The following is a 24476-nucleotide window of genomic DNA, read 5'->3' as shown; positions in this document are numbered from 1 at the left end:
TTGGGACGAGCCGACTTAGCGGCTGACGCCGTCGACGCAAGTAAGCTTCTTGTAACGGCTGCTGTTCCCGTTTCCGTCGCCACATGGCGCGTCCAAGCGCCGCAGTCAGAACCGTCGCCACACGGCGATCACCGGTCCGCCGGATTCCGGGGTCTCGCGCCCCGCCACGGCCTGTCGCCAACCGGCCTGCAAGCTCCAGTCGCCGAAGTCCCGGACCACCGAGGCCTCTACTGACAGCCAGCGGGGACCGCCGTCGTCGGCCTCGCCGCCAAAGGCCTGGGCCAGCACCATCCAGTCGTCCCCGAGGTGGGCCCCCGCCGTCGCGTCGACCCGGGTTTCGTCCGGCAGTCCCTGTCGTATCCGCCGCGCCGCCTGGAGCTCGACGAAAGACCCGGTGTGTCCCCACTGTGTGGCGCCGCCGAACGACCGCCCCACCGAGGCCCGTACCTCCCAGTCGCTGTCGCCGACGCCGGGCGCCGCATAGCCGGCGTTGCGCCCCTCTCCACCGTCGGCATAGCCGGCGTAGAGGCTGAGCGCGGCGCGGTCGTCGCGCCAGACCTGCCAGTTCACCCCGACCTCGAGCGGCCCGCGGCCTTCATAGTCGAAGAAGGCGTCCTCGCCGGTCTGCCAGTCGCCCTTGAAGCGCAGGGTCAGGCGGTCGGTCACGCCGTATTCGGCGAACACCCCGAGGGACGTGTCCCGGCGCCCGGCGGGAAGGTCGGCGAGCGACCCGGTCATGTCGAAGCCCCGGTCGGCCCGCATGTCCTCATACTTGATGATGACGAGCGCCTCGCCCTTCGACCGCGTCCATGCGTCCGCCGCGGCCGGTCCCGCGCCGACGAGCACGGCCATTGCGGCCATAGCGGCCAGAAGACCGCCGGCGGGTTTCACACGTCGTAGCCGGGTGATTTCCGGTCCAGCATCCGCAGGGCGCCGGGCCATGCCAGGGCGGAAATGAAGCCGATGCCCCTGCCCTGCTCCTTGGTCTCCGCCTGGGCGGCGTCCGGGGCGAACAGCACATGTTCGCGTCCCCCCGACAGCGCCGCCACCTGTTGGGCGCAGGCCCGCTCGAGGAAGAACATGCCGATCCAGGCCTGGGCCGCGGTCTGGCCCACCGCCAGGGTCCCGTGGTTGCGCAACAGCATCAGCGGCTTGTCGCCCAGATCGGCCACCAGCCGTTCACGCTCCTCATGGTTCAGCGCCAGGCCCTCGTAGCCGTGATAGGCGACCTGATGCTGGAGCAGGCACGCATTCTGGCCGATGGGCAGCAGCCCCTCCGTCTGCGCCGCCACGCCGACGCCCGCCACGGTGTGCAGGTGGATGACGAAATGGGCGTCCTCCCGGGCGCCGTGAATGGCCGAATGGATGGTGAAGCCGGCCGGATTGATGAAGCTGGTCGTGTCCTGGACGATGTTTCCATCCAGATCGACCTTGACCAGGCAGGAGGCGGTCATCTCCTCGAAATACCAGCCATAGGGGTTGATCAGGAAATGGTGCTCCGGTCCCGGCACGCGGGCCGAGATGTGGGTGAAGATCATGTCGTCCCACCCGTGCAGGGCCACCAGACGGTACAAGGCGGCCAGTTCAACCCGGACGGCCCACTCCGCCTCGGACACCCTCGACTTCAGGGAAACAGCGGCGCCATCGGCCATGGTCGCGATCCTTTTTCTACTTGGCCGCGTACGGTCGCGCTGTGCGGAGCCGCCGTCAAGATTCAGCTTCCGTTAACCGCGTCTTAGTGCGCCTGATTTAGGCTCGGCTGGCTGACTGATCGTCGGCGCGCCGGAGACGCCCGTGGTCCTCGTCCAACTCCAGCCTGCCCAGCGCGCCGCGCCGACGCCCAGCGATCTGCTGGCCCTCGCCCACAATCCAAGCCCGGACGCGCGCCATCGACTCCTGCTGGGCGTGGTCGCCCTCTGCGACGCCTGTCCGCCGACGGGCGAGCTGTCGCCCGTGCTCGGCGAAATATTCCTGACGCTCGCCCGCCAGGCCGAGCGCGAAGTGCGCAAGGTGCTTTCCGAGAAGCTGGCTCAGGCCGACTGGGCCCCCGCTGCGCTGGTCAATGTTCTGGCCCTCGACGAGATCGAGATCGCCCGCCCGATTCTGGCATCCAGTCCCGTTCTGCAGGACGAGGACCTTTTGCGGGTCCTGATCGAGGCGTCGCTGGAACACCAGATCGCCATCGCCCGGAGGCCGCATATCAGCGGGCGGGTGGCCGACGCCGTGATCGACCGGGCCGATCCCGCTGTGCTCATGGCCCTGACCACCAACCGCACAGCGGAGATCAGCACCGATGGCGTGCGCCGGCTGGTCGAGCACTCCCGCCGCATCGCCGCCCTGCGAGGCCCTCTGACACGCCATCCACTCCTGACGGAGGCCTTGGCCGAGCAGTTGTACCAGTGGGTCGGGACCGCTTTGCGCCAGTCCATCGCGGCCCGCTTCACCGTCGATGAACAGGCCCTTGGGGCGGCGGTCTACGACGCCGTGGAGGGCATTATGCGCCCCGCAAAGCCGGAGCAGGCGCCCCCTGACGACGCGGATCGCGACGAGATGGAGCGGCGGCTGGTCGACAAGCTTCAGTCCGCCGGCCAGCTCCGCCCCGGGCTTCTGATACGGGCCATCCGGGAAAAACGCCTCAGCCTGTTCGCGCACGGACTGGCCGCGCTGGGCGGTTTCACGGTCAGTCAGGCCCGCGCGGCGCTTGCGGCGCCGACGCCCGAAGCCCTCTACTATGCCTGCGCCGCGGTCGGGATTGACCGGGCGGTCTTCCCGACGCTGCTGGTCGAGTTGCGCAAGCTGAATGACTCCCTGCCCGGCGACCGGGGCGAGGCGGTCTGGCTGCGGGGCGCGCTTTCGCAGGGCTCCGCCGGACGCGCCTTCCGGGTCCTGGTCGGCAGCGAACAGAGCGAACTGCAAGCCGCCGTTTGACTTCCCCCTCCGGCTCGGCTTGCGTGCCTGCGTGACCGAACCCGCGCCCGCCCCCATCCGTATCGCCTTCGCCGCCTCGGACCGGCCCGAGGCTCAAAGTGCGCGTGACCGCCTGGCGGCGCGCTATGGCTCCGTCGATCCGGGCGAGGCGGAGGTCATCGTGGCGCTCGGCGGCGACGGCTTCATGCTTGAGACGCTTCACGCCGTCCTGAAACGTCGCACCCCGGTGTTCGGCATGAACCGCGGCTCCATCGGCTTCCTGATGAACGACTTCGAGGAGGACGGGCTGCTGGAGCGGCTGGCCGAAGCCGGGCGCGCCGTGATCCATCCGCTCCAGATGGACGCCTGGACCGAGAGTGGCGAGGTCCACAGCGGGCTGGCGATCAATGAGGTCTCCCTGCTGCGCCAGACCCGCCAGAGCGCCAAGTTGCGGATCACCGTCGATGGCCGAGTCCGACTGGAAGAGCTGTCGTGCGACGGCTGCATGCTGGCCACGGCAGCCGGTTCTACGGCCTACAATCTATCAGCGCATGGCCCCATCATTCCGCTCGACTCCCGCGTGCTGGCGCTGACGCCGATCAGCGCCTTCCGGCCGCGGCGCTGGCGCGGGGCGCTGTTGCCCCATCGGTCTCGGGTTTGTTTCGAGGTGCTGGAGCCTGACAAACGGCCGGTCAGCGCCACGGCCGACAGTCTTGAGATTCGACGCGTCGTCCGTGTCGAGGTTCGCGAACGCCGCGACATCGCCCTGACCATGCTGTTCGACGCCGGCCGATCGTTCGAGGAGCGGGTTCTGGCCGAGCAGTTCGCGTCCTGACGAACGTGCACCGCTTTTTAAGGAGGTCGGTGCGAGGGTCGCTCCAGTCCGTACTCAGGAGTCTGCCGTGAGCAACCCGGCCCAGGTCATTCGCCCGCCCAACACCCTTCGCATGAAGGTTGGCGGCGGCTTCGGCGGCATCGACGCCGGCGCCATCGCCAAGGCCGAAGAGGCCCTGAAGGCGATGTCGGCCCAGTTCGGCCAATGGCTGCAGGACGAGATCGTCAAGCTGGACAAGGCCCAGACCGACATCCGCACGCTCGGCTACAACGCCGCGACGGCCGAAGCCCTGTATTTTCGCGCTCATGACCTCAAGGGGCTGGGCACGACCTACCAGTATCCGCTGGTGACCCGCCTCGCCGGCTCGCTGTGCAAGATGATGGATGATCCCGCCAAGCGCATGGCGGCCCCGATTGTCCTGCTGGACGCCCACATCGACGCCATCAAGGCCGTCGTCCGCGATCAAATCCAGACCGACGATCATCCGGTGGGCAAGATCCTGGCCGACACGCTCGAGGCGCGGGTCGCCGACCACCTGGGCTGACCCTTTCCCTGACCCGGCGACGACGCTGACGCCCGCCTCCGGCGGGCGTTTTGCTGTCAGGCCGCGGCGCTGATGCGCGGCCGGGCCGGCAGCGGGTCATGTTCCAGCCGCTCCATCAGATAGGCCAGATCCTCGCGCGGCGCATTGGGGCGCTGGGTCAGGAAGCGTTCCAGCATCTGTTGGCGGAAACCGTCGCCGGAGGTGTCCACCCCCTCGGCTTGCAGGACGCGCCAGGTATCGACCCCGGCGCGATAGGCCTGGAACAGGCGCGGCGGAAGGCCGGCGCGATCGTAGATGGCCTTGAGTCCCAACGGCCCGGCGTCGTGGATCATCAGCCAGGCCCGTTCATGCGGCGTCCCGGCCAGCTCGGCGACCCCATGCTCGAACAGCGCCATCTGGCCCCGCGCCAGCGCCCGCAACAGCAGCGAGGCCGTCAGGACCCGACGGGCATTCAGCTTGGCCACAAACTGCGGCAGATCGGCGTGGCTGGACGCCTGGTCGACCAGATCGACCGTCGCCCTTTCGCGGGCGAAGGCGGCCAGACGGATGGCGGTTTCCGGCGCCACGGCGTGGCGGGTGACCAGGTGCTCGCGCACCGCCTCGGACGCCAGCTCCACCAATCGCTCGGTCACCGAGAGTGGCAGGACCTGACGATAGGCGATCGCGGCCACGATCTCGGGCGAGGTCCCGAATCGGTCGATGCAGCGGCCCAGCGCCGCCTCGGCGACATCGGCGTTGTCGTTGGCGGCCAGGGTGCGCACGGCCTGTTCGCAACCGACCTCGGCCAGCGCCGTCGCCACGTCGCGGCCGACGTCGGGGCGGCCCGCCACAGCGACCTGACGCAGCGGCGATCCAGCCTGCACGATCTCGATCAGGTCCTCGTCGGTGAAGGCCGGCGAGAAATTGATCAGCGGCAGGGCGACGCTGTCGACATCGGCGGCCAGCTTGCGGGCCACGTCCCGGGGAATCAGATCCGACGCCTTCAGCGTCACGGCCATCGCCCGGCGCACCAGTTCCGCCGCGTCCTGAGCCAGCATGCGGAGGATTTTCTGCGCCGCCGCGCGGTCCTCGTCGTCGAGTTCAGCCTTGTCCATGCTGCGGCACAACTTGTGCGCCGCGGCGGCCCGCTCGTCCGCGTCCGTCGCCTTGATCAGGCGGCGGATGTCGATCTCGGTCAGGCGGGCGCGATAGGCGGTCATGGGCGGGTCCAGGCTTTGCCGGTCAGCATTGGCTCACCATCCTTAACGGGCGGTTCACCATCGCCGGATTCGCGATCAGACGCCCTGGCTCGTTTCCGGGCCGAACGCACCACCGAAGCCGCCGGCCTTGCCGTCTCCGTCCTGTCCGAGCAGCAGGGCCAGCAGGCTCTGATCCTGCTTCAGCCGGTCCAACCGCGCCGCCAGCATCTGGTCGCGCTCGGTGAGGTCAGGCGCGGCAGGCGCGGATCCCGCCCCCGCCGCCGGCGCGCCGTCTCCCGCGCTGCGCTGCAGGTTGGCGTGCACCTCGGCCACCGTCGCGGGTCGGCCGTCACGGAAGAAAATCGACCGGTTGGCGGCGGCCGCCTCCGGGAACAGCGCCACCGCGCTGGAGCCGGGACGCCGGTCCATGGCGTCCATCAACTGGGCCGCGCCGGCCGGCCCCAGGAAGTGTGCGGCGTACAGGTCGCCCGCGCCCGGCTCGCGACCCGAGCGCCCCCGCAGATAGGCCGCGTTCGACGCCGTCAGCTCCGCCGCCATGGTCGAGGCCGCCTGGGGATCGAACCGCAGGTCCAGGACGACGTTGCGCGCCGAGCCCTCGACCCGCCAGCGCCCGTCCCCGCCGCGATAGATCAGATCGGCGTACTGGCCGTATCCGTGCTTGGCCCCATGGGCCTTCACCGTGCCGAGCCATGTCTGTTCAATGAACTGGAACAGGCCCGCCGCCGAAGAGGTGCGGGCCCGGGCGGACGGGTTCATCGCGCTCTCGCGGCGGGCCGTCCGGACCAGGAAGTCAGCGTCCACGCCAGTGGCGTTCGACGCGCGCCGGATGGCCGCCTCGACCCCGCCAGAGGATGGAATCGCTCCGATGTTCATGAGTCATGACGCTGGGGGTTCGTGGTTAATCAAACCCTAACGGCGGCCGCCGCGTCCACAGGCTCTTAACCTTCGCTGGGACGGCAAAGGCACGGTGGCGCTTTCAAGGCGGCGCTCGCCCCAAACTTGCCGCGAGGTCGGCGCTCAACTTCGCCGTGGGACGCTGTGGGGACGGCGATAAGACAGGGATGAGACGGCCATGATGATCAAGACAGCGGGCGGCCCCGGACTGGTGAGCCCCATCGATTTCCACGAACGCAGGACGCCCCGGAACCTGAAGGCCGCCTGGGTCGCCACCGGCATCGTCGTTGCGGCCCACGTCGGCCTTGGCGCGGCGATGTACTACCAGCGGTTTGAAATGCCCTTGGTGCAGGCGCCGGCCGATCCGACACCGATCGACGTCACCATGGAGCGGCCGCCAGAGCCCAAGCCCTTGCCCGAGCCCAAGCCGGTTCCGCCGACGCCCCCCAACACCCGGGTGAACGAGACCCCGGCGCCCCCGGCGGACGTCGAGACGATCAGCGTGATCCAGGGCGACAAGGCCGCTGAGACCAGCACCACAATCAACCTGACGACAGAAACTCCGGAACCCGTCGACAACGTCCCGGTCGAACCCGCCCGCCCGCAACCGCCGGCGGTCATCACCAACCCCAGCTGGTCGCGCCAACCCTCGGCTGATCAGATGACGCGCGCCTATCCGGCGCGGGCCATCAACGCCGGGATCGCGGGGTCGGCGTCGCTCAACTGCCTGGTGCTGCCGACCGGGGCGGTGACCGACTGCAACGTCACGCGGGAAACGCCGGGCGGCTATGGATTCGGCCGGGCGGCGCAGGGACTGTCACGCCAGTTCCGGGTCAATCCACGCACCGTCAACGGCGCGGCGCAGGGGTCGCGGGTGAACATCAGCCTGCGCTTCAACCCGCCCGCAGACTGATCAGGCGAACCTGAGCGGATCGAGGGCGGCGGCGTCCGGCGACGGCGCGCCGCCCTCGACTGCATCGGCGACCGTCCGGGCGACCAGCGGCCCCAGCAGCCAGCCGTTGCGGAATGGCGCCAGGGCCAGATGCAGGCCCGGCTCGCCCGAGGGGCCCGCCAGGGGCAGACCGTCGGCGGTGGCGCCGCGCACGCCGACGCGCGGCGTCCCGGCCACCCCTTCCGCGTCCAGCAGGGTCAGACCGGCGGCGACGCGGCGAGCGGATTCGTCGAGATCGGGCTCCAGGTCGCGGCGACCGCGCTCCATCGTGGCGCCGATGACGACGCCACCGGAGTCGGGAACCACATAGACGGCGGGCGTCCGCAGGGGGCGGGGCGGCGATTGCGCCGCGACCGGCGTCAACTGGCCGCGCACCGGCTCGATTGCGGAGACGGCGGCGGCGACCTGGTCGGGGAGACCCGGAAGCGGGGGGGCGGCCCCGGTGGCCAGCACCACCGTCGGCGTAAACCACAGGCGGCCGTCGCCGGACTGGATCCGCCAGCGCCGCGCATCGGCGAACAGGCTGGCGACCGACCCGCGGACGATGGTGACGCCGGCGGACCGGGCAAGCGCCTTGAGGCCGGACACGACCTCGACCCGCCAGTCCTCGGGCGAAGTCAGGCCGCCGGGCGCCGCCTCAGCGGCGAACCCCATGGCCTTCATGCGGGCGATGGCGTCCTCGGGATCAGGCCCGCGCCAGTCGACCCCGTCCCGGATCAGCGTCAGACCGTGAGTCTCGGCGAAGGCGGGCCACAGGTCGCGGGCGCGCCTCAGCAGGGCGGCCCGCTCGGGCGTGGCCTCGTCGGACAGGCATTCCAGCGCCGGAGCGATCATGCCGGCGGCGGCCGAGCTGGCGTTGAACCCGCCGGGATCGATCACGGTCACGGCGTGGCCGCGCGCGCCAAGCTCCGCCGCGGTGCAGAGACCGAGCACGCCGGCGCCGATGATGATCACATCAGGGGAGGAAGCCACGGGCCATCAGATCGACCGCCCGGGCTCCGATTGCAAGGCGTGATCGCTACTCGGCCGCGATGGCCGCGGCGCGGTTCGCCTCGATGCGGGCGGTCAGGGCCGCATGCTGCTCCCACAGGGCCCGGGGCAGGCGGTCGCCGAACTGGGCGTAGAAGTCGGGAATCAACGAGGCTTCCTCGGCCCAGACCGCGACATCGACGTCCAGCAGGGTCGACAGATCAGCGTCCGACAGGCTCAGGCCGGACAGGTCCAGCGCCTCGCGGCTCGGCACCCGGCCGACCGGCGTGTCGACGGCCTCGGCCTCGCCGTCGAGCCGTTCGGCGATCCATTTGAGGACGCGGGCGTTGTCGCCGAAGCCGGGCCAGACGAACTGGCCGTCCTCATTCTTGCGGAACCAGTTGACGAAGTAGAGGCGGGGCAGCTTCGCGGCCTCGGTCTTGCCCGCCATCGACAGCCAGTGGGCGAAATAGTCGCCCATGTTGTAGCCGCAGAACGGCAGCATGGCGAAGGGATCGCGGCGCAGGGTCCCGATGGCGTTCTCGGCGGCGGCGGTGCCTTCCGAGGCGACCGACGAACCCATGAACACGCCGTGCTCCCAGTCAAAGGCCTCGGTCACCAGCGGCACGGCCGAGGCGCGGCGGCCCCCGAACAGGATGGCGTCGATCGGCACGCCCTTCGGGTCCTCCCATTCCGGCGCGATGGTCGGGCACTGCGAGGCCGGGGCGGCGAAGCGGGCATTGGCGTGGGCCGCCGGTTCACCCGAGGCCGGATCGTGGGGCTGGCCCTTCCAGTTGGTCAGACCCTCGGGGGCGACCTTCGTCAGGCCTTCCCACCAGACATCGTTGTCGTGGGTCAGGGCCGTGTTCGTGAAGACCGTATTGGTCCCCATCGTCGCCAGGGCGTTCTGGTTGGTGTTGCGGCTGGTGCCGGGGGCCACGCCGAAGAAGCCGGCTTCCGGGTTCACGGCGTAGAGGCGGCCGTCATCGCCAAAGCGCATCCAGGCGATGTCGTCGCCGATGGTCTCGGCCTTCCAGCCGTCCAGCGTCGGCTGGAGCATGGCCAGATTGGTCTTGCCGCAGGCCGACGGGAAGGCGGCGGCGACGTATTTGGCGCGGCCCTTCGGATCGGTCAGCTTGAGGATCAGCATATGCTCGGCCAGCCAGCCTTCGTCGCGGGCCATGACCGAGGCGATGCGCAGGGCGTAGCATTTCTTGCCCAGCAGGGCGTTGCCGCCATAGCCCGAACCGTAGGACCAGATCTCGCGGGTCTCGGGATAGTGGACGATCCACTTGTCCTCATTGCAGGGCCACGGCACGTCCGCCTGGCCCGCGGCCAGCGGGGCGCCCAGCGTGTGGACGGCCGGCACGAAGACGCCGTCCTCGCCCATCAGGTCCAGCACCGGCTGGCCCATGCGGGTCATGATGCCCATGGATATAGCGACATAGCCGCTGTCGGTGATCTCGACGCCGAGGGCGCTGAGCTCCGAGCCCAGCGGGCCCATGGAGAAGGGCACGACATACATGGTCCGGCCGGCCATGCAGCCGTCGAACAGGCCGTTGAGGCGCTCCCGCATCTCGGTCGGGTCGGCCCAGTTGTTGGTCGGGCCGGCGTCGGCCTTGTCGGCCGGGCAGATGAAGGTGCGGCTCTCGACGCGGGCGACATCCTTGGGGTCCGAGGCGGCGTAGTAGCAGCCGGGGCGTTTGGTCTGGTCCAGTTCGCGCAGCGTGCCCTTGCCGATCAGGTCGGCGACGATGGCGGCCTTCTCGGCCTCCGAGCCGTCGCACCAGTGGACGCGGGCGGGTTTGGTCAGGGCGGCGATCTGCTCGACCCAGGCCACGAGGCCGGCGTGCGCGGTCGGTGCCGGGTGCAGGCCCGAAATCTGGCCCGGGATGGCGGATGCGGTCACTCGAACTCTCCTGACGTCTGCCCGGCGATCTGACGCCGCCGTGGCGCTCCCTTGCGTGATATCACGCAATGTTTCAGGGGCGGAATGACACCTAAGGCGACGCGGCGTCAACCGATGCACGTTTCAACCTCTCGCAAGCGAGGCGCCTGACGAGGCCTGCATAATTCCGGTCGCGGCGCGGGCCGGCGCGGGGTATCGGGGCGGCATGCAGACGATGGACCCGATCGCCGCGACTCCCGACGGAGCCCTCGCCTCGCCCGCCGTGGCGCGGAATACCGCACCGATTCTGGAGGTGCTGAAGGCGCACCTGCCGGGGCGGGGCCGGGTCCTGGAGATCGCCGCCGGCTCGGGCCAACACGCCGTCGCCTTCGCCAGCGCCCTGCCCGGCCTCGACTGGACGCCCAGCGACCCCAGTCCGGAGGCGCGGGCCAGCATCGAAGCCTGGGCGGCGGCCGCGAGCCTGCCCAATCTGGGCCCGCCCCTGGCGCTGGACGTGCTCGATCCGGCGACCTGGCCGGAGGGCTCGATGCAGGCGGTGGTCTGCATCAACATGATTCACATCAGCCCGTGGGCGGCGACCGAGGGCCTGATGGCGCTGGCCGGGAGCCGGCTGGCGGTGGGCGGACTGCTGGTCCTGTACGGGCCGTACCGCGAGGCGGAGGTCCCGCTGACGGCGTCGAACGCCGCCTTTGACGAGAGCCTGAAGGCCCGGGATCCCGCCTGGGGCCTGCGCGACCGGGACGAAGTGGCCGCGGCGGCGAAGGCCGGGGGGCTGGCGCTGACGCGGCGGGTCCAGATGCCGGCGAACAATCTGATGCTTCTGTTCCGGCGGACCCGATGAGCTTTTCGAAGACCTATAACGGCCTCGAGCCGGTGCGGATCAACAAATGGCTGGGCCAGACCGGCGTCTGCTCGCGGCGCGAGGCCGACGCCCTGATCGCCGACGGGCTGGTGTCGGTGGATGGCGAGGTGGTCGCGGACGCGGGGCGAAAGCTTGAGCCGGGCCAGACCCTGACCCTCAGCGATCGGGCCACAGCGGCCCTCGCCGAGGGCGTCACCATCGTCATGCACAAGCCGCTCGGCTACGTCTCGGGCCAGCCGGAGCCCAACAAACTGCCCGCGGTTCGGCTGGTCACCGACAATAACAGGGTCGGCGAAGGCGTGACGCCCGCGGACGAGGTCTCCCTGCCCCCCATCGGGCGGCTGGATGAGGACTCGCGGGGCCTGTTGCTGCTGTCGTCCGACGGGGTGGTGGCCAAGGCGGTGATCGGGCCGGAGTCCGACCTGGACAAGGAATATCTGGTCCGGGTGACGGGCGACATCACCGAGAGGAAGCTGAAGATCCTGCGTCACGGCCTGATGCTGGACGGCCGTCAGCTGAAGCCGGCCTATGTCAGCCGGATGGAGTCGTTCCGCCTGAAATTCATCCTGCGCGAGGGCCGCAACCGGCAGATCCGCCGGATGTGCGAGATGGTTGACCTCGAGGTCGTCGACTTGATCCGGGTGCGGATCGGGCCGCTAAAGCTGGACAATCTGCCTGAGGGCAAGTGGCGGATGCTGACGGCGGAAGAGCGGGCGGCGCTGGTCGGCTGAGGGGTCGAGAAGGTACGGTTTCACCCTGGAAATTGCGGACCGAATTTTCAGGAAGCCGACCGCAGCGGGTCGAAGGGCGTGCGCCGGGTCCTGGGCGGACGCGGCGGGGTTTGGAAGACTGTCAAAGACCGGCCCGCTGGGCATTTGATCAGTATGCACGCACCTGCGTCAGATACGGTCGCAGGGGCCTGGGCGACGTCTTCCATAGGGTCGGAAAGGCGCCTTCGAGGGTCGCAAGGGGCGAGATGATACGGGGCGGGAAGACACTGTTTCAGCCGTCGCCGGCCGGCACGCAGGTCAGCCGGATCGCCTCGCCGCCGATCCGCTCATGCGCCGTGACACGGAGCGGTGGCCGGGCCCCGGCGAAGAAGGGCGCGCCCTGCCCCAGAACCACGGGGTGGATGTAGAGCCTGTATTCGTCGATCAGGCCGAGGTCGGTCAGACCTTGCGCCAGAGCCGGCCCGCCGACGTGAATCTCTCCGTCGAACTCATCCTTCAGCCGGCGGACCGCGCCTTCCACGTCGTGGGCGATCAGGGTGGCGTTGGGACCGACCGAGGTCAGGGTGCGCGACACGACCCATTTGCGCTCGTTGCGCCAGGCGTCCGCGAACGCACGATGATCGTCGGTCCACGCCGGATCGTCCTGCTCCCAATAGCGCATGATCTCATAGAGCTTGCGGCCGTAGATCTGGCCGGTCGCGGTGCGCACCACCTCGATCCAGTGCCGGAAGAGCGCCGGATCGGGCATGAATTTGTCGTGGTCGACATAGCCGTCCAGCGAGACGTTCATGTCGAAGACGAGGCGGGCCATATCAGGCCGCCCCACCGACCAGCGCCGGGTTCTGCGCCTCCGCCGCCCTGAACGGCTTCATCTGATCCGCCAGCGCCCGCCTGAACGCCGGCCGGGCCTCCGCGCGCGCGACATAATCCGCCAGCGCCGGGAAGTCAGCGACGATGTCCGTATGGCGCAGGTCACGCAGGACGTGGGTCATCAGGATGTCGGCGGCGCTGAAGCGGTCATTGGCGAACCATTTGCGGTCGCCCAGCGCGGCCTGAAGGTCGCCGAGCCGCTTGCGCAGCTGCGCCTCGACCTGCGGGCGGCGCTCGACCGTCCAGGCCTCGCCGGCGTGGAACAGGTCGATGTCGGCCAGCGGGGCGACCCAGGGTTCTATGCTGTTCGAGGCGGCGAACAGCCAGGTCATGACCATGGCGCGGCCGGCGGGGTCGGCGGGCATCAGCTGGTCCGAGGACTGGGCGATGTAGAGGACGATGGCCCCGCTCTCGAACATCTCGACCTTGCCGTCGCTGAAGGCCGGCACCTGGCCGAAGGGCTGGAGCGCGCGATACTGCGGAGTCGCCGTGTCCTCGAAGCCCAACAGCCGGTCATCATAGCCCAGACCCGCCTCCTCCAGCGCCCAACGGACGCGGATGTCGCGGACCGAGCCCTGGGCGAAGGGCGGCACCCATTTGAAGGCGGTGACCTGGATCATGGGGGGCTCCTTCTGAAGCGTCTGATTGACATTTGAGTTGATATCAACATATCTGGAACCATGTCAAACCCGGCGGCCTGGGCGACCACCCTCCACATCAAGGATCACTGCCTGTGCCTGCACGCCCAGCGGGCGGCGCGGGCCCTGTCGCGGCGGTTCGATGAGGCCTTCCGCCCGCTGGGGATCACCAGCGGTCAGTTCTCGCTGTTGAACAGCCTGAACCGGCCCGAGCCGCCGACCATCGGCGCCGTCGCGGCCCTGCTGGTCATGGACCGCTCAACGGTGACCGCGAACCTGAAGCCGCTGGAGCGGATGGGGGCGGTGGTCGTGCGGGTCGACGAGAAGGACCGGCGCGGGCGCCGCGCGGCCCTGACCGACGCCGGCCGGGCGCTGCTGGCGGCGGCGACACCCGTCTGGGTCGCCGAGCATGCGGCGGTCGAGGCCGGGCTCGGTCGGGATGCGGAGGGGTTGAGGGCGGGACTGGGAGCCGTCTCGCGGTAGGCGCACCCGGCGGACCACCGCCGGAGGAACGGCCAAGCTGGCTAACCGGTGCGGGAGCCTTTAGGGCTCGTCCATGCCCTTCAACGCCGACACGATTGACGCCGCCTTCGTGCGCACGGTGCTCGCCGCCTCCAACGACTGCATCAAACTGCTCAACCTCGACGGCGACCTGACCTTCATGAGCGAGGGCGGGCAGCGGGTCATGGAGGTCAGCGACTTCAACCAGCTGCGCGGCTGTCCCTGGTCGTCCTTCTGGGAGGGCGACAGCCATGCCGAGGCGGCCAGGGCGGTGGCCGAGGCGCGGGCCGGACGCAACTACCGCTTCCAGGGACCGGCCAATACCGCCAAGGGCAATCCGCGCTGGTGGGACGTGCAGGTGACGCCCGTGTTCGGCGCGGACGGCAAGCCCGAGAGCCTGCTCTCGGTGTCGCGCGACATCACCGAGTTGAAGCGGGCCGAGGAACAGCAGCGGCTGCTGGCGCTGGAGATGAACCACCGCATCAAGAATGTGCTGGCCATGGTCCAGGCCATCGCCAGCCAGACCTTCCGCTCCACCTCCGATCCGGTCGAGGCGCGCGCCGCCTTCATCGACCGGCTGGGCGCGCTCGGCTCGGCGCAGGATCTTCTGACCCAGACCACCCTGACCGGCGCCCGCATGGCCGACGTCGTGGCCGAGGCCTTCCGTCCGCACGGCCGCGAAGGTCAGGTGACGATGTCGGGCCCCGACGTCGACCTGGCCCCGCGCTGCGCCCTCGCCCTGTCGCTGGCCCTGCACGAGCTGACCACCAATGCGATCAAATACGGGGCCCTGTCGGCGGACGGCGGACGGGTGGCGGTGAGCTGGACCCTGACCCCGGGCGAGGCGGACACGGTCTTCGCCCTGTCCTGGACCGAAAGCGGCGGCCCGCCCGTGGCCCCGCCGACGCGGACGGGCTTCGGCACGGGCATGATCCAGCGGGCCCTGTCCGGCTATGTCGGCGGGGCGACGACCCTGACCTATGAGCCGGCGGGGGTGGTGTTCACCCTCACGACGACGCTGGCGGCGTTGACGGCGGATGTGATCTAGCCGCGGCGCGTCCGCCTCTGGACGCTGGCCGGGCGGCGTGGCCTTATCCGCGACCGATCAGGGTTCAGCGAGGGGCGGTATGGTTGTGCGCGGCGTCGTCGGGGTGCTCGTTCTGCTGGGCCTGTCCGCCTGCGCGCCCACCCTGCGGCACCCGACCGCCTTCGGCACGGATTGTGAGGCGTTCGACGCCGACGTCACCTGCGTGCGCGTCTTCTACGGCTCCAACCGGGCGATCGTCGCGACGGCGCAGGGCGAGGCCGAGGTCGACGTCGATCAGGTGGCGCGCGGCGACGCCGGCGAACTGCGGCTGGGGCGGGCCGATGTCTGGCTGCCGCGGCTCAAGGCCGACGGCACGCCGCGCGAGCGGGGCGAGACCCCCCTGCTGACCGGAGAACCGCCCGAGGACCCGAACCTCCTCGAACGCTATGTGATGATCACCCGCATCACCGCCCAGGGCCGGGACCGGTTCGTTGACGACCTGGGCGATGCGGTGTCCGACACCGAGGGCGAGCCGTCGATCCTGCTGTTCGTGCATGGCTTCAACGTCGGCTTCGAACCCGCCCTGATCAGCTCCGCCCAGCTGACGGTCGACCTGCGCGAGGACCGGCGCTTCGATCCGGGCGCGCCGGTGCTGTTCGCCTGGCCGTCGCAGGCCTCGGTCACCCCCTGGGCCTATTTCGGCGACCAGCAGCTGGCCGACGCCGCCGTGCCGCATCTGAAGGCCTTCCTCGACCTGCTGCTGGATGAGGTCCGCCCCGCGCGGATCAACATCATCGCCCATTCGATGGGCAATCGCGTCCTGACCCAGGCGCTGGAGGACTATGCCGAGGCCCGGCTGCTGGACGGGAACCGCCCCGAGGTGGAGTTCCGCATCATCCTGGCCGCCGCCGACGTCGAGCGCGACGTGTTCGGCATCGTGGCGGGCAAGCTGGACACTCTGCAGCCCAACGTCACCGTCTATGCCTCGGACGACGACTCCGCCCTGTGGGTTTCCCGCGTGCTGAACCGCAGCCCCCGCCTCGGCCAGACCGACGGCGACCGGCCGTGGATCCGCGGCGTCCCCGGCTACACCACCATCGACGCCACCCCGGTGGCCAGCACCCTGTTCGGCCTGGGGCACGGCTACTATTCGGACAACCCCTTCATCCTCAACGACATCCGCTGCGCCCTGGCGGACCTGCCGATCGACGACCGCGCCCTCGATCCGGCCCGGTACGACGGGCGGCCCGACGGACAGACCTATTTCCTGACCCGGTCCGGCGGCGAGGCCTCAGACGACAACTGCGCCCTGCGCCGCCGCTACAAGCCCGATGCGCCCGAGACCGTGCGCGCGGATGAGGAGGAGGAGGAGTCCCCGCCCGTCACCGCCCCGCCGCCGGTCCTCGAACCCGCCGGACCGCCGCCGCCGCCCGTGGTCGCGCCGCCCTCCGGCTCGCGCGACTATGAGGTCTATTTCGACTCCGGATCGATCGCCCTCGACCCCGAGGCCATGGTGCGGATCGAGCGGGCCGTCCGCTATCGCGACAGCAGCGGCCTGATGCGGGTGATCGTCACCGGCCACGCCGACGCCGTCGGCTCGCGCGAGGCCAACGCCCGCATCGCCCTCGCCCGCGCCCGCGCGGTCGCCGACCGTCTGATCGCGCTGGGCGTGCCGGCCTCGATGATCGAGATCCGGTCCTACGGCGAGGAACGCCCGCAGGTGGTCGGGCCGGAGGACGGGCCGGAACGCGAGAACCGCCGGGTGGATATCCGGATCGAGGGCGGCGGGTGAGCTGATCTCACCCTCCCCTCAGAGAAACGGCCCCACCTTCTTCTCCAGCAGCGCCACCAGCTCGGGCTGTATGAAGGCGTAGTCGTCGGGGATGTCGAGGCAGATGACGCGGGCGCGCTTCAGATGGGCCCTGAAGCGGCGCTGGAGTTTCGCGCGGTGGACGCGCTCCATGACGAAGATGATGTCGGCCCATTCCACCAGTTCGGCGGAGCACAGCTCCTCAGCATCGGGCGCCAGGCCGGCGGAGGCGGTCTCGACGCCGGGCCGGGACGCGAACACCTGCTCGGCCGTGGGGGAGCGGAGGCGGTTGCGGGAGCAGAGGAAGAGGAGGTTGGTCAGGTTCGCGCCTCGATCCACTGGCGGAGGACAGCATCATCCGACGGGTCATAGGTCGGGTCGCCCGGGAACAGACCGGGCTGCGCCGCAGCCCATTGCGCGAGCATCTCCAGCATCGCGGCGCGTTGGGGTTCGGGCCAGTCGTCGAACCCGGCGCGGTCCAGCTTTTCGGCCAGCACTTCGGACACGATCAGCCACCCGTGGCGGGGGCTGGCGACGCTGCGTTCGAGGAAATGCGGCAGGATCCATTTGTACGTCTCGGGACCGCCGAGGGTGTTCATCGCCTTGAAGGCGACGAGGTCGATGTCCTCGTCGGACCAGTCCGCCGGGCGGGTCGCCAGCATGCGGGCGACGCGGGTCCGGTCCTCGGCGCGGGCCGCAGCGATGTCGGCGCCGCCCTCGGGTCTGATGTCGGCGAAGGCAGCCTTGGCGGAGGACGGGTTCATGCCGCCAGCCTATCCGGGTAAGGCAGGGCCGTCACCGCATCGGGCGCCAGGCCGGCGGAGGCGGTCTCGACGCCGGGGCGGGACGCGAACACCTGTTCGGCCGTGGGGGTGGCGGTTGCGGGCGCAGAGGAAGAGGAGGTTGGTCAACCCGGGATTGGGTCGTCTGTCCGATGCCGGAGGTGCGATCGGTTGAGATCCACAAGTGACAAGGCCTCGTCCACCTCCAGTCGTTTGGCTCGCCGGCTCAGGAAGGTGCGCCTCTCAAACGATTCCGCGCCGATCCCGAAGGATTCGATGAACTCGCCATTACGATAAAATTGAACGTGAATCGAAAGGATGGGAGCACCAGCGAATGGCGTGCTCCACCCTTCAAGTCGCGCATCGACAAAGGCTTCGATCCGCGCGATGCGGTCGGGATCAGATATAGTCTGACAGAGGTTGCCTGAGCCCTGTGTCGACCGGGTGCAGCCAACGCTTGCGACGATGCGAACTTCATCGATGCCTTCGGATACGGGAGCCAAGGCCTCAGGAGGCGCGGTCTCAATACAGGCCGTCAGCGCGAGGCCAGCACCGAGACTGAACATGAGCTGGATTGGACGAAGACGGCTCACAGCGGAATATTATCGTGCTTCTTCCACGGATTCTCCTGCTGCTTGTTCTTCAGCGTCCGTAGCGCCCGGATCAGCCGGCGCCGGGTCCCGTGCGGCATGATCACGTCGTCGATATAGCCCAGGCCCGCCGCCACGAACGGGTTGGCGAACTTGTCCTTGTACTCGGCCTCGCGGGCGGCCAGCGCCTCGGGGTCGCCGGCCTCCTTGCGGAAGATGATCTCGACCGCGCCCTTGGCGCCCATGACGGCGATCTCGGCCGAGGGCCAGGCGTAGTTGACGTCGCCGCGCAGATGTTTGGAGCTCATCACGTCATAGGCGCCGCCATAGGCCTTGCGGGTGATGACCGTCAGCTTGGGCACGGTGGCCTCGGCATAGGCGAACAGCAGTTTGGCGCCGTGTTTGATCAGGCCGCCGTACTCCTGGCGCGTGCCGGGCATGAAGCCGGGCACGTCGACGAAGGTCACCAGCGGGATGTCGAAGGCGTCGCAGAAGCGGACGAAGCGGGCGGCCTTGCGGCTGGAGTCGATGTCGAGGACGCCGGCCAGGACCTGGGGCTGGTTGGCGACGACCCCGACGGTCTGGCCGTCGAGGCGGCCGAAGCCGGTGACGATGTTGCGGGCGAAGTCGGGGGCGATCTCGAAGAATTCGGCCTCGTCGACCGTCTTCAGGATCAGCTCCTTGATGTCATAGGGCTGGTTCGGATTGGCCGGGACCAGGGTGTCGAGGCTGGCCTCGTCGCGCTCGGGGTCGTCGTAGGAGTCTCGGACGGGGGGCTTTTCGCGGTTGGACAGGGGCAGGAAGCCGATCAGGCGGCGGACCTCGCTGAGGGCCTCCAGGTCGTTCTCGAAGGCGCCGTCGGCGACGCCGGACTTCTGCGAGTGCACACGCGCGCCGCCGAGGTCCTCGTGGGTGACCACCTCATTGGTGACCGTCTTCACCACATCGGGGCCGGTGACGTACATGTAGGAGGTGTCCTTCACCATGAAGATGAAGTCGGTGATGGCCGGGGAATAGACGTCGCCGCCGGCGCAGGGGCCCATGATGACGCTGATCTGGGGGATGACGCCCGAGGCCAGGGTGTTCTGCAGGAAGATGTCGGCATAGCCGGCGAGGGCCTCGACCCCCTCCTGGATGCGGGCGCCGCCGGCGTCGAACAGGCCGATGATCGGGGCGCCGTTGGTCAGGGCCATGGTCTGGATCTTGACGATCTTGGCCGCGTGGGCGCCCGAAAGAGAGCCGCCGAAGACCGTGAAATCCTTGGAGAAGACATAGACCAGACGGCCGCCGATGGCGCCGCGGCCGGTGACCACGCCGTCGCCGGGGATGCGCTGGTTTTCCATGCCGAACTGGGTCGAGCGGTGCTCGACGAACATATCGGTCTCCTCGAAGGAGCCCTCGTCGAGCAGGACGTCGATCCGCTCGCGCGCGGTCAGCTTGCCCTTGGCGTGCTGGCTGGCGATCCGCTTTTCACCGCCGCCGAGGCGGGCGCCGGCGCGGCGCTGTTCCAGCTGGTCGAGGATGGTGTTCATGCGGCGTCTCCTTGAGCGGGAGGCTTAAGGAGGGCCGGGGGCGGAGGCAAGCGGCGACGGCAAACCGGTGGCGCTGGTCGGTTCATCACAAGGGACACCAAGGGGACACGAAGAACACGAAGGGAGCCTGCCCGTCCCGAAGGGACATTCAATCCTGCACAGATCAGGATTGCCGCTGCGCGGCGATCCACCGGCGTCTTCGTGCCCTTTGTGGATCCTTTGTGTCCTTCGTGATGAACCTGCGCGGGCTACCCCGAGAAGCCCTGCCCCATCGGTTGCGGCGCCGTCATCGCCGCCAGCCGCTGCAGTTCGGCGACGTGGGCGGCGAAGGCCCTGCGGCCCTGGCCGGTCAGGGCCAGCCAGGTGCGCTGGCGGCCGTCGAAGGGGGCCTTGGTCAGGGCGACGTAGCCCGCCTCCTCCAGCTGTTTGACGTGTTTGGACAGGACCGAGTCCGAGACGCCGATACGGTCGCGGATCATGGCGAACTCGGCGTCGTCGACGCCCGACAGGATGGCGCAGATCTGCAGCCGGCCGGGGGCATGGATGACGGGGTCGAAGACGGGGACGGCGCTCACTGCGGCCCCTCCGCCAGTTCCTTGCGCCACACGTGCATCCAAAGGCGGTTGCCGATGATGGCGGCGACGAAGCCGAGGGCGCCGGAGACAAGGAAGAGCCAGTCGGGGCCCGCGCCCTGACCGCGAACCGAAAGGAAGGCCAGGGCGAGGAAGACGACGCCCAGTCCGTAAGACACCCAGCGCGCCCGCTTCGGCGAATAGCCGCTGACCCACCAGCCGAACTTCTTTCGCCAGGCGGTCACCATCCAGGCCAGACCGGCCATGGCGACCGGGATGATGACGATGGACCACGGGTGCGGGAGGCCCGGTCCCGCGACCAGCAGGGCGCAGACGGCGCCGTACAGGATGTCATAGCCGATCGGGTAGTCGGCGACGGAGGCCACGCCGGTGCGGGCGGCCTGGATCGAAGCCAGGGCTTCCTGGGGGCTGGGGTCTTGCGTCATGGCGAACTCTCACTTTCCAATATGGAAAGCGTATCATGACTTTCCATCACGGCAAGTGATTATTTTCCACTTTGGAAAATCAGTCTTCCAGCGCCCTGAACCAGCGGTCCAGCAGCTTGGCCTCGGCGCGGCGGGCGGCGGTGCGTTCGGCGGCCTCGGCGTCGACGCCCCACTGGCGCTCCTGGAAGGCCTCGTCGAGGCGGCTGAGTTCGAAGGCGGCCTCACCGGCCAGCACGCCGCGCTGAACCGCCAGCGCCAGAACCGCCGACCCCAGCAGGGGTGTGGCCAGGGCCAGGCCGGTCAGGGAGAAGTCGTCGAGGCGCAGGGCCAGTTCGGCGACGCGGGCGATGGCGGCCGGGTCCTGAGGGCGGTGGACGATGCCCTCGGCGGGCTCCAACACCACGCCCAGCTCGATCGCCGCCCAGTCGCGCCACGGCGTCCACTCGCGCGCCTGTTCGACGGCCAGCGAGGTGGGATGCTCCGCGAGGTAGCAGAGCAGGTCCGAGCCGGAGAAGGCGGCGATCTCCTCGGCCACGGCCTCGCGGACCTGGCTGACGCGGTCGATGGCGGTCGAGGCCAGGCGGGTGGCGGGCATGGCCGCCGGATCGATGAACTCGCCCTGGGCGGCCCACTCATCGGCGACGAGGCGGGCGGCGGCCCCGGTCGGCAGGACCAGTTTTGCGTGGGCCGGGGTCTTCGGCGTGCGGCCGTCCAGCGTCACGGCCCAGCCGCCTTCCCCTTCCGCCAAGTCTACGGCGGTCCAGAAGCGTTTGAGGCGCTCCTCGGACTCGCGGAAGCCCTTGCGGGCGGCGACATTGGGATCGAGGGGCGGAATGTGGCTCATGACGGTCTCAGGCGGCGCGGGTCAGGTCGGCGAAGCCGTCCAGCACCACGGTCAGTTCGGCGAAGGATCGGGCGACGTGTCGGGCCCCGGCGGCCTGCTGTTCCTCGACCGTATGGAAGCCCCAGGCGACGCCCAGCGGCAGGACGCCGGCGTTGATCGCCATCTGGATGTCATGGGCGGTGTCGCCGATCATGAGCGTCGTGGCCGGACAGGCGTCGCACGCGGCCATGGCGGCGTGCAGCATGGCGGGATCGGGCTTGCCGGGCCCGTCCTCGGCGCAGTGGGACGAGATGAACAGGTCGGCCCAGCCCTCGCGCGCCAGATTGCGGGCCACGCCGCGGCGGTTCTGGCCGGTGGCGAGCGCCAGCCGCCAGCCGTCGCGGTGCAGGCGGCGGATGGTCTCCATGGCCCCCGGATAGAGCGGCTCCTCGTGCCCCTCTTCGTACATGCGGTTGAAGCTGGCGCGGAAGCCGGCGACGAAACGGGCCAGGGTCGGCGCGTCGAGCCCCGGCTCCAGCACCGCCATGGCGTGATCCAGCGACAGGCCGACGATCTGGCGGACGCGGTCATAGTCCGGCTCGGGCAGGCCGATGTCGCGCGCCGCCTCGCAGGCGGCGCGGTGGATCGAGGCGCGGCTGTCGACGAGGGTTCCGTCGATGTCGAAAACGGCGAGGGGTCTCATCGCTGGCGGCGCACCCCTTCGAACGGATCGCTCTCGTCGCCCTCGGACTCCTCGAAGCCGAAATGGGCCATGCCGGCGCGCATTTCCGGGCTCAGCGGCGCCTCGACCTTCAGCATGCCGCCGCGCGGGTGTTCCAGCTCGATGCTGCGGGCATGCAGCTGCAGCTTCAACGGGCCGGACAGCTCCTTCGACTTCTCGTCCCCGTATTTGGGATCGCCGAGGATCGGATGGCCGATGCCGGCCATGTGGGCGCGCAGCTGGTGGGTCCGGCCGGTGAAGGGCCGCAGGGCCATCCAGCTGGCGCGGTGGGCGGCCCGGCTGATGGTGGCGAAGGCGGTCTCGGCCGGCTCGGCGCGCGGGTCCTTGCGGTCGGCCGGGCGCATCATCTCGAAGTCGTTGATGCCGGTCTTCTTCAGCGGCATGTCGATCTGGCCCGCGGCGGGCTTGGGGTTGCCGATGACGATGGCCCAGTAGGTCTTCTTCGCCTGACGCCGGGCGAAGGCCCCCGCCAGCCGCTTGGCCGCCTCGGGGCCCTTGCCGAGCAGCAGGACGCCGGAGGTGTCGCGGTCGAGACGGTGCACCAGACGCGGGCGGTCCATCCCCTCCCCCCAGGCCGACAGCAGCCGGTCGACGTGGCGGCTGGTCTTGGTGCCGCCCTGGACGGCGAGGCCGTGGGGCTTGTTGATGGCGATGACCATATCGTCCTCGTAGAGGACCAGCGACTTGGCGAACTTTATATCCTGAGGGGACAGGGTGTGGACGTCGCCGGCCTGACGCGAGGTGTCGTCGGGGATCGGGGGGACGCGCACGGCGGCGCCGGCGGTCAGGCGGCCTTCGGGCTTGATGCGGGCGCCGTCTACGCGGATCTGGCCGCTGCGGGCCATCTTCTGCACCTGGATGTTGGACAGGTGCGGCCAGCGCCGGCGGAACCAGCGGTCGAGCCGGATGCCGTCCTCGGCCTCGGCGACATAGATGGTCAGCACCTCGCGCTTGGGGGCGGGTTCCGCTTCCTGGATAGGTTCGTCAGTCAAAGGGCGGCTCCGAAGGCGCGGCGGGCGACCATCAGGCCGATAAACAGGGCGGCGATCGACAGGACCACCGAGGCGGCGACGTAACCGCCCGCCATGGCCAATTGACGGCGCTCGATCATCAGCGCCGCCTCCAGCGAAAAGGCCGAAAAGGTGGTGAAGCCGCCCAGCACGCCGACGGCGGCGAACAGGCGCAGGCTCTCGCTGTGGGCGCCGCCGCGGAAGGCCAGCCAGCCGGCCAGCAGCCCCATCAGCAGGCCGCCGACGACATTGACCGTCAGCGTGGCCCAAGGCCACTGGGCGGTCGGCAACAGGCGCCGGGCCCAGACGCCGACCCCGTAGCGGGCGACGGCCCCGAGGGCGCCCCCGGCTGCGACGATGAGAAGACGTGTCATGATGCGGGGCTTATACACATCATGGCCGTCTCTGTGAGGCAGGAGGGATTGCGAAATGCTGTTTCAGGAACCGCCGCCTCCGGCTCAGCCCAGCCAGGAGGAACTGCGGGCTTTCGTGGCTCTGGTTCAGGCGCCCCGCGTCGAAGCGACATCGACCGTCACGGTGACCGGGCGCGGCCCGTCCCCCGGAGTTGGGTCGGGGATCCTGATGACCGCCGTCCTGATCATGACGCGAACGGAGGATGGCGCGGGCCGCGCCTTCTACGCGCCCTTCATGAGCGGCGACGCCCCCCTGCCCTCGCCGGGCGCCCGCTGTCTTCTCGAGCATCAGGTCGCTCGGATAGACGTCGTGGGAGGACTGGAGACGACGCACTTGTTCACCGGTGACGTCATCGGACGGTTCGATTGCGACGCCACCAGCACCCTGCCAACTTCTCGGCCTGCCCTTTGAGCGTGATCCATGACTGACCTCCTTCTCGCCATACTGCACCACGTCGCGGTCTTCGGCCTCGTCGCCGTTCTGGCCATGGAGGGCGTGCTGTTGAAGACCGCCACGGTCGATCCGGTCCGGCTGGTCCGGCTGGATTCCCGCTTCGGCATGACGGCGGGCCTGGTACTCGCAATCGGCGTCTGCCGTGTAATCTGGGGCGGCAAGGGCTGGGACTTCTATGCCGAGAATCCGTTCTTCTGGGGCAAGATCGCCGCCTTCGTCGCCATCGGCCTGCTGTCGATCGGGCCCACGCTGCTGTTCTTCCGTTGGCGCAAGGCCGCCGCCGGCGCCGCCTACACCCCCCCGGCCGGCGAGCTGAAACGGGCGCGGCTGTGGGTCGGACTGGAGGCCCTGCTGCTTGTTCCGCTGCTGGCCTGCGCCGCCGCCATGGCGCGGTACCCGTTCTGACTGAAACTTCACTTGCCGGGACCTACGGTTAACGGCGATACCTGACAGCGGCGCCGCTT

At 69.5% G+C, this 24476-nt stretch carries 29 protein-coding genes; 11 read left to right on the top strand and 18 right to left on the bottom strand.

All coding sequences use genetic code 11. The annotated features are described in order from the left end of the window. Positions 1-105 precede the first annotated feature (105 nt). Both B2742_RS14000 and B2742_RS13995 read right to left on the bottom strand, forming a co-directional pair. A complete protein-coding gene (locus B2742_RS14000) occupies positions 106-891 on the bottom strand; it encodes a hypothetical protein (protein WP_349681133.1) in 786 nt (261 codons plus the stop codon). Further along, positions 888-1652, bottom strand: a complete 765-nt coding sequence (locus tag B2742_RS13995; protein ID WP_292067435.1) for a class II aldolase/adducin family protein — start codon at positions 1650-1652, stop codon at positions 888-890. Before B2742_RS13995 ends, B2742_RS14000 begins: the two co-directional genes overlap by 4 nt. Positions 1653-1794: 142 nt before the next feature. Between B2742_RS13995 and B2742_RS13990 the strand changes: the two genes are divergently transcribed. The 3 genes from B2742_RS13990 (at position 1795) to B2742_RS13980 (ending at position 4286) form a co-directional block, all read left to right on the top strand. Further along, positions 1795-2928, top strand: a complete 1134-nt coding sequence (locus B2742_RS13990; RefSeq protein ID WP_292067433.1) for a DUF2336 domain-containing protein — start codon at positions 1795-1797, stop codon at positions 2926-2928. A gap of 31 nt (positions 2929-2959) precedes the next feature. Continuing rightward, positions 2960-3742, top strand: coding sequence for an NAD kinase (locus tag B2742_RS13985; protein ID WP_292067431.1), 783 nt, complete (start codon positions 2960-2962; stop codon positions 3740-3742). A 112-nt stretch (positions 3743-3854) separates the two neighbouring features. After that, complete coding sequence (locus tag B2742_RS13980) at positions 3855-4286, top strand: Hpt domain-containing protein (protein WP_414633074.1); 432 nt, start codon at positions 3855-3857, stop codon at positions 4284-4286. 56 nt (positions 4287-4342) lie between these two features. Here the strand turns inward: B2742_RS13980 and B2742_RS13975 are convergent, their stop codons facing one another. Beyond that, a complete protein-coding gene (locus tag B2742_RS13975; protein WP_292067427.1) occupies positions 4343-5485 on the bottom strand; it encodes a DUF2336 domain-containing protein in 1143 nt (380 codons plus the stop codon). A 75-nt stretch (positions 5486-5560) separates the two neighbouring features. Next, entirely contained in the window at positions 5561-6358 is a 798-nt protein-coding gene (locus tag B2742_RS13970) for a transglycosylase SLT domain-containing protein (RefSeq protein WP_292067425.1), read from the bottom strand. A gap of 199 nt (positions 6359-6557) precedes the next feature. Between B2742_RS13970 and B2742_RS13965 the strand changes: the two genes are divergently transcribed. Further along, entirely contained in the window at positions 6558-7292 is a 735-nt protein-coding gene (locus B2742_RS13965) for a TonB family protein (protein ID WP_292067424.1), read from the top strand. Here B2742_RS13965 and B2742_RS13960 read toward each other — a convergent pair whose 3' ends face one another. Both B2742_RS13960 and B2742_RS13955 read right to left on the bottom strand, forming a co-directional pair. Next, positions 7293-8303 (bottom strand): NAD(P)/FAD-dependent oxidoreductase, encoded by a 1011-nt coding sequence (locus B2742_RS13960; RefSeq protein WP_292067422.1) that lies wholly within the window; start codon positions 8301-8303, stop codon positions 7293-7295. Positions 8304-8349: 46 nt separating this feature from the next. Next, a complete protein-coding gene (locus B2742_RS13955) occupies positions 8350-10209 on the bottom strand; it encodes a phosphoenolpyruvate carboxykinase (GTP) (protein WP_292067420.1) in 1860 nt (619 codons plus the stop codon). Between the two features lie 205 nt (positions 10210-10414). Between B2742_RS13955 and B2742_RS13950 the strand changes: the two genes are divergently transcribed. Then, positions 10415-11050, top strand: coding sequence for a DUF938 domain-containing protein (locus tag B2742_RS13950; protein ID WP_292067419.1), 636 nt, complete (start codon positions 10415-10417; stop codon positions 11048-11050). Further along, positions 11047-11802 (top strand): pseudouridine synthase, encoded by a 756-nt coding sequence (locus B2742_RS13945; RefSeq protein ID WP_292067417.1) that lies wholly within the window; start codon positions 11047-11049, stop codon positions 11800-11802. Before B2742_RS13950 ends, B2742_RS13945 begins: the two co-directional genes overlap by 4 nt. Before the next feature lie 271 nt (positions 11803-12073). Here the strand turns inward: B2742_RS13945 and B2742_RS13940 are convergent, their stop codons facing one another. Both B2742_RS13940 and B2742_RS13935 read right to left on the bottom strand, forming a co-directional pair. Next, on the bottom strand, positions 12074-12613 hold the full coding sequence (locus tag B2742_RS13940; RefSeq protein ID WP_292067415.1) for a dihydrofolate reductase family protein: 540 nt from the start codon (positions 12611-12613) through the stop codon (positions 12074-12076). 1 nt (position 12614) lies between these two features. Next, positions 12615-13292, bottom strand: coding sequence for a glutathione S-transferase family protein (locus tag B2742_RS13935; RefSeq protein ID WP_292067413.1), 678 nt, complete (start codon positions 13290-13292; stop codon positions 12615-12617). A gap of 60 nt (positions 13293-13352) precedes the next feature. Between B2742_RS13935 and B2742_RS13930 the strand changes: the two genes are divergently transcribed. From B2742_RS13930 to B2742_RS13920, 3 genes are all read left to right on the top strand, one after another. After that, positions 13353-13793 (top strand): MarR family winged helix-turn-helix transcriptional regulator, encoded by a 441-nt coding sequence (locus tag B2742_RS13930; protein WP_292067410.1) that lies wholly within the window; start codon positions 13353-13355, stop codon positions 13791-13793. 73 nt (positions 13794-13866) lie between these two features. Continuing rightward, positions 13867-14859, top strand: coding sequence for a sensor histidine kinase (locus B2742_RS13925; protein ID WP_292067408.1), 993 nt, complete (start codon positions 13867-13869; stop codon positions 14857-14859). A 79-nt stretch (positions 14860-14938) separates the two neighbouring features. Next, complete coding sequence (locus B2742_RS13920; protein ID WP_292067406.1) at positions 14939-16630, top strand: alpha/beta hydrolase; 1692 nt, start codon at positions 14939-14941, stop codon at positions 16628-16630. A gap of 18 nt (positions 16631-16648) precedes the next feature. Here B2742_RS13920 and B2742_RS13915 read toward each other — a convergent pair whose 3' ends face one another. The 10 genes from B2742_RS13915 to crcB form a co-directional block, all read right to left on the bottom strand. Then, a complete protein-coding gene (locus B2742_RS13915; RefSeq protein ID WP_292067404.1) occupies positions 16649-16909 on the bottom strand; it encodes a phosphotyrosine protein phosphatase in 261 nt (86 codons plus the stop codon). Positions 16910-16965: 56 nt separating this feature from the next. Further along, the gene (locus tag B2742_RS13910; RefSeq protein WP_292067403.1) at positions 16966-17412 is read right to left on the bottom strand and encodes a hypothetical protein; all 447 of its coding nucleotides are present in this window, start codon (positions 17410-17412) and stop codon (positions 16966-16968) included. Between the two features lie 143 nt (positions 17413-17555). Then, complete coding sequence (locus B2742_RS13905) at positions 17556-18023, bottom strand: hypothetical protein (RefSeq protein WP_292067401.1); 468 nt, start codon at positions 18021-18023, stop codon at positions 17556-17558. Further along, positions 18020-19552 carry an acyl-CoA carboxylase subunit beta gene (locus B2742_RS13900; RefSeq protein WP_292067397.1) on the bottom strand — a complete coding sequence of 511 codons (1533 nt, stop codon included), beginning with the start codon at positions 19550-19552 and terminating at the stop codon, positions 18020-18022. Before B2742_RS13900 ends, B2742_RS13905 begins: the two co-directional genes overlap by 4 nt. Positions 19553-19800: 248 nt before the next feature. After that, the gene (locus B2742_RS13895) at positions 19801-20127 is read right to left on the bottom strand and encodes a winged helix-turn-helix domain-containing protein (protein WP_292067396.1); all 327 of its coding nucleotides are present in this window, start codon (positions 20125-20127) and stop codon (positions 19801-19803) included. Continuing rightward, positions 20124-20570 carry a hypothetical protein gene (locus tag B2742_RS13890; protein WP_292067394.1) on the bottom strand — a complete coding sequence of 149 codons (447 nt, stop codon included), beginning with the start codon at positions 20568-20570 and terminating at the stop codon, positions 20124-20126. Before B2742_RS13890 ends, B2742_RS13895 begins: the two co-directional genes overlap by 4 nt. A gap of 79 nt (positions 20571-20649) precedes the next feature. After that, a complete protein-coding gene (locus B2742_RS13885) occupies positions 20650-21414 on the bottom strand; it encodes an ATP12 family chaperone protein (protein WP_292067393.1) in 765 nt (254 codons plus the stop codon). A gap of 7 nt (positions 21415-21421) precedes the next feature. Further along, positions 21422-22096, bottom strand: coding sequence for an HAD-IA family hydrolase (locus B2742_RS13880; RefSeq protein WP_292067388.1), 675 nt, complete (start codon positions 22094-22096; stop codon positions 21422-21424). Further along, positions 22093-23127 carry an RluA family pseudouridine synthase gene (locus tag B2742_RS13875; protein WP_292067385.1) on the bottom strand — a complete coding sequence of 345 codons (1035 nt, stop codon included), beginning with the start codon at positions 23125-23127 and terminating at the stop codon, positions 22093-22095. The genes B2742_RS13880 and B2742_RS13875 overlap by 4 nt, the downstream gene beginning before the upstream one ends. After that, a complete protein-coding gene (crcB, locus tag B2742_RS13870) occupies positions 23124-23519 on the bottom strand; it encodes a fluoride efflux transporter CrcB (protein WP_292067384.1) in 396 nt (131 codons plus the stop codon). Before crcB ends, B2742_RS13875 begins: the two co-directional genes overlap by 4 nt. Positions 23520-23727: 208 nt before the next feature. On the opposite strand from crcB, the gene B2742_RS13865 reads away from it, so the two are divergent. Beyond that, positions 23728-23970 carry a hypothetical protein gene (locus B2742_RS13865; RefSeq protein ID WP_292067382.1) on the top strand — a complete coding sequence of 81 codons (243 nt, stop codon included), beginning with the start codon at positions 23728-23730 and terminating at the stop codon, positions 23968-23970. A gap of 9 nt (positions 23971-23979) precedes the next feature. Beyond that, on the top strand, positions 23980-24417 hold the full coding sequence (locus tag B2742_RS13860) for a DUF2214 family protein (RefSeq protein WP_292067380.1): 438 nt from the start codon (positions 23980-23982) through the stop codon (positions 24415-24417). Positions 24418-24476: the final 59 nt, after the last annotated feature.

The sequence above is a fragment of the Brevundimonas sp. UBA7664 genome, assembly GCF_002483305.1.
Lineage (GTDB): Bacteria > Pseudomonadota > Alphaproteobacteria > Caulobacterales > Caulobacteraceae > Brevundimonas.
This window is presented reverse-complemented; position numbering and strand designations above follow the sequence as displayed.

Excerpts from the sequence above, each read along its gene's own strand:
- B2742_RS13995 (WP_292067435.1), bottom strand. The coding sequence starts at position 1,652 with ATGGCCGATGGCGCCGCTGTTTCCCTGAAGTCGAGGGTGTCCGAGGCG.
- B2742_RS13980 (WP_414633074.1), top strand. The coding sequence starts at position 3,855 with ATGAAGGTTGGCGGCGGCTTCGGCGGCATCGACGCCGGCGCCATCGCC.
- B2742_RS13975 (WP_292067427.1), bottom strand. The coding sequence starts at position 5,485 with ATGACCGCCTATCGCGCCCGCCTGACCGAGATCGACATCCGCCGCCTG.
- B2742_RS13970 (WP_292067425.1), bottom strand. The coding sequence starts at position 6,358 with ATGAACATCGGAGCGATTCCATCCTCTGGCGGGGTCGAGGCGGCCATC.
- B2742_RS13965 (WP_292067424.1), top strand. The coding sequence starts at position 6,558 with ATGATGATCAAGACAGCGGGCGGCCCCGGACTGGTGAGCCCCATCGAT.
- B2742_RS13950 (WP_292067419.1), top strand. The coding sequence starts at position 10,415 with ATGCAGACGATGGACCCGATCGCCGCGACTCCCGACGGAGCCCTCGCC.
- B2742_RS13945 (WP_292067417.1), top strand. The coding sequence starts at position 11,047 with ATGAGCTTTTCGAAGACCTATAACGGCCTCGAGCCGGTGCGGATCAAC.
- B2742_RS13940 (WP_292067415.1), bottom strand. The coding sequence starts at position 12,613 with ATGGCCCGCCTCGTCTTCGACATGAACGTCTCGCTGGACGGCTATGTC.
- B2742_RS13935 (WP_292067413.1), bottom strand. The coding sequence starts at position 13,292 with ATGATCCAGGTCACCGCCTTCAAATGGGTGCCGCCCTTCGCCCAGGGC.
- B2742_RS13930 (WP_292067410.1), top strand. The coding sequence starts at position 13,353 with ATGTCAAACCCGGCGGCCTGGGCGACCACCCTCCACATCAAGGATCAC.
- B2742_RS13925 (WP_292067408.1), top strand. The coding sequence starts at position 13,867 with ATGCCCTTCAACGCCGACACGATTGACGCCGCCTTCGTGCGCACGGTG.
- B2742_RS13920 (WP_292067406.1), top strand. The coding sequence starts at position 14,939 with ATGGTTGTGCGCGGCGTCGTCGGGGTGCTCGTTCTGCTGGGCCTGTCC.
- B2742_RS13910 (WP_292067403.1), bottom strand. The coding sequence starts at position 17,412 with ATGAACCCGTCCTCCGCCAAGGCTGCCTTCGCCGACATCAGACCCGAG.
- B2742_RS13900 (WP_292067397.1), bottom strand. The coding sequence starts at position 19,552 with ATGAACACCATCCTCGACCAGCTGGAACAGCGCCGCGCCGGCGCCCGC.
- B2742_RS13890 (WP_292067394.1), bottom strand. The coding sequence starts at position 20,570 with ATGACGCAAGACCCCAGCCCCCAGGAAGCCCTGGCTTCGATCCAGGCC.
- B2742_RS13885 (WP_292067393.1), bottom strand. The coding sequence starts at position 21,414 with ATGAGCCACATTCCGCCCCTCGATCCCAATGTCGCCGCCCGCAAGGGC.
- B2742_RS13880 (WP_292067388.1), bottom strand. The coding sequence starts at position 22,096 with ATGAGACCCCTCGCCGTTTTCGACATCGACGGAACCCTCGTCGACAGC.
- crcB (WP_292067384.1), bottom strand. The coding sequence starts at position 23,519 with ATGACACGTCTTCTCATCGTCGCAGCCGGGGGCGCCCTCGGGGCCGTC.
- B2742_RS13865 (WP_292067382.1), top strand. The coding sequence starts at position 23,728 with ATGACCGCCGTCCTGATCATGACGCGAACGGAGGATGGCGCGGGCCGC.
- B2742_RS13860 (WP_292067380.1), top strand. The coding sequence starts at position 23,980 with ATGACTGACCTCCTTCTCGCCATACTGCACCACGTCGCGGTCTTCGGC.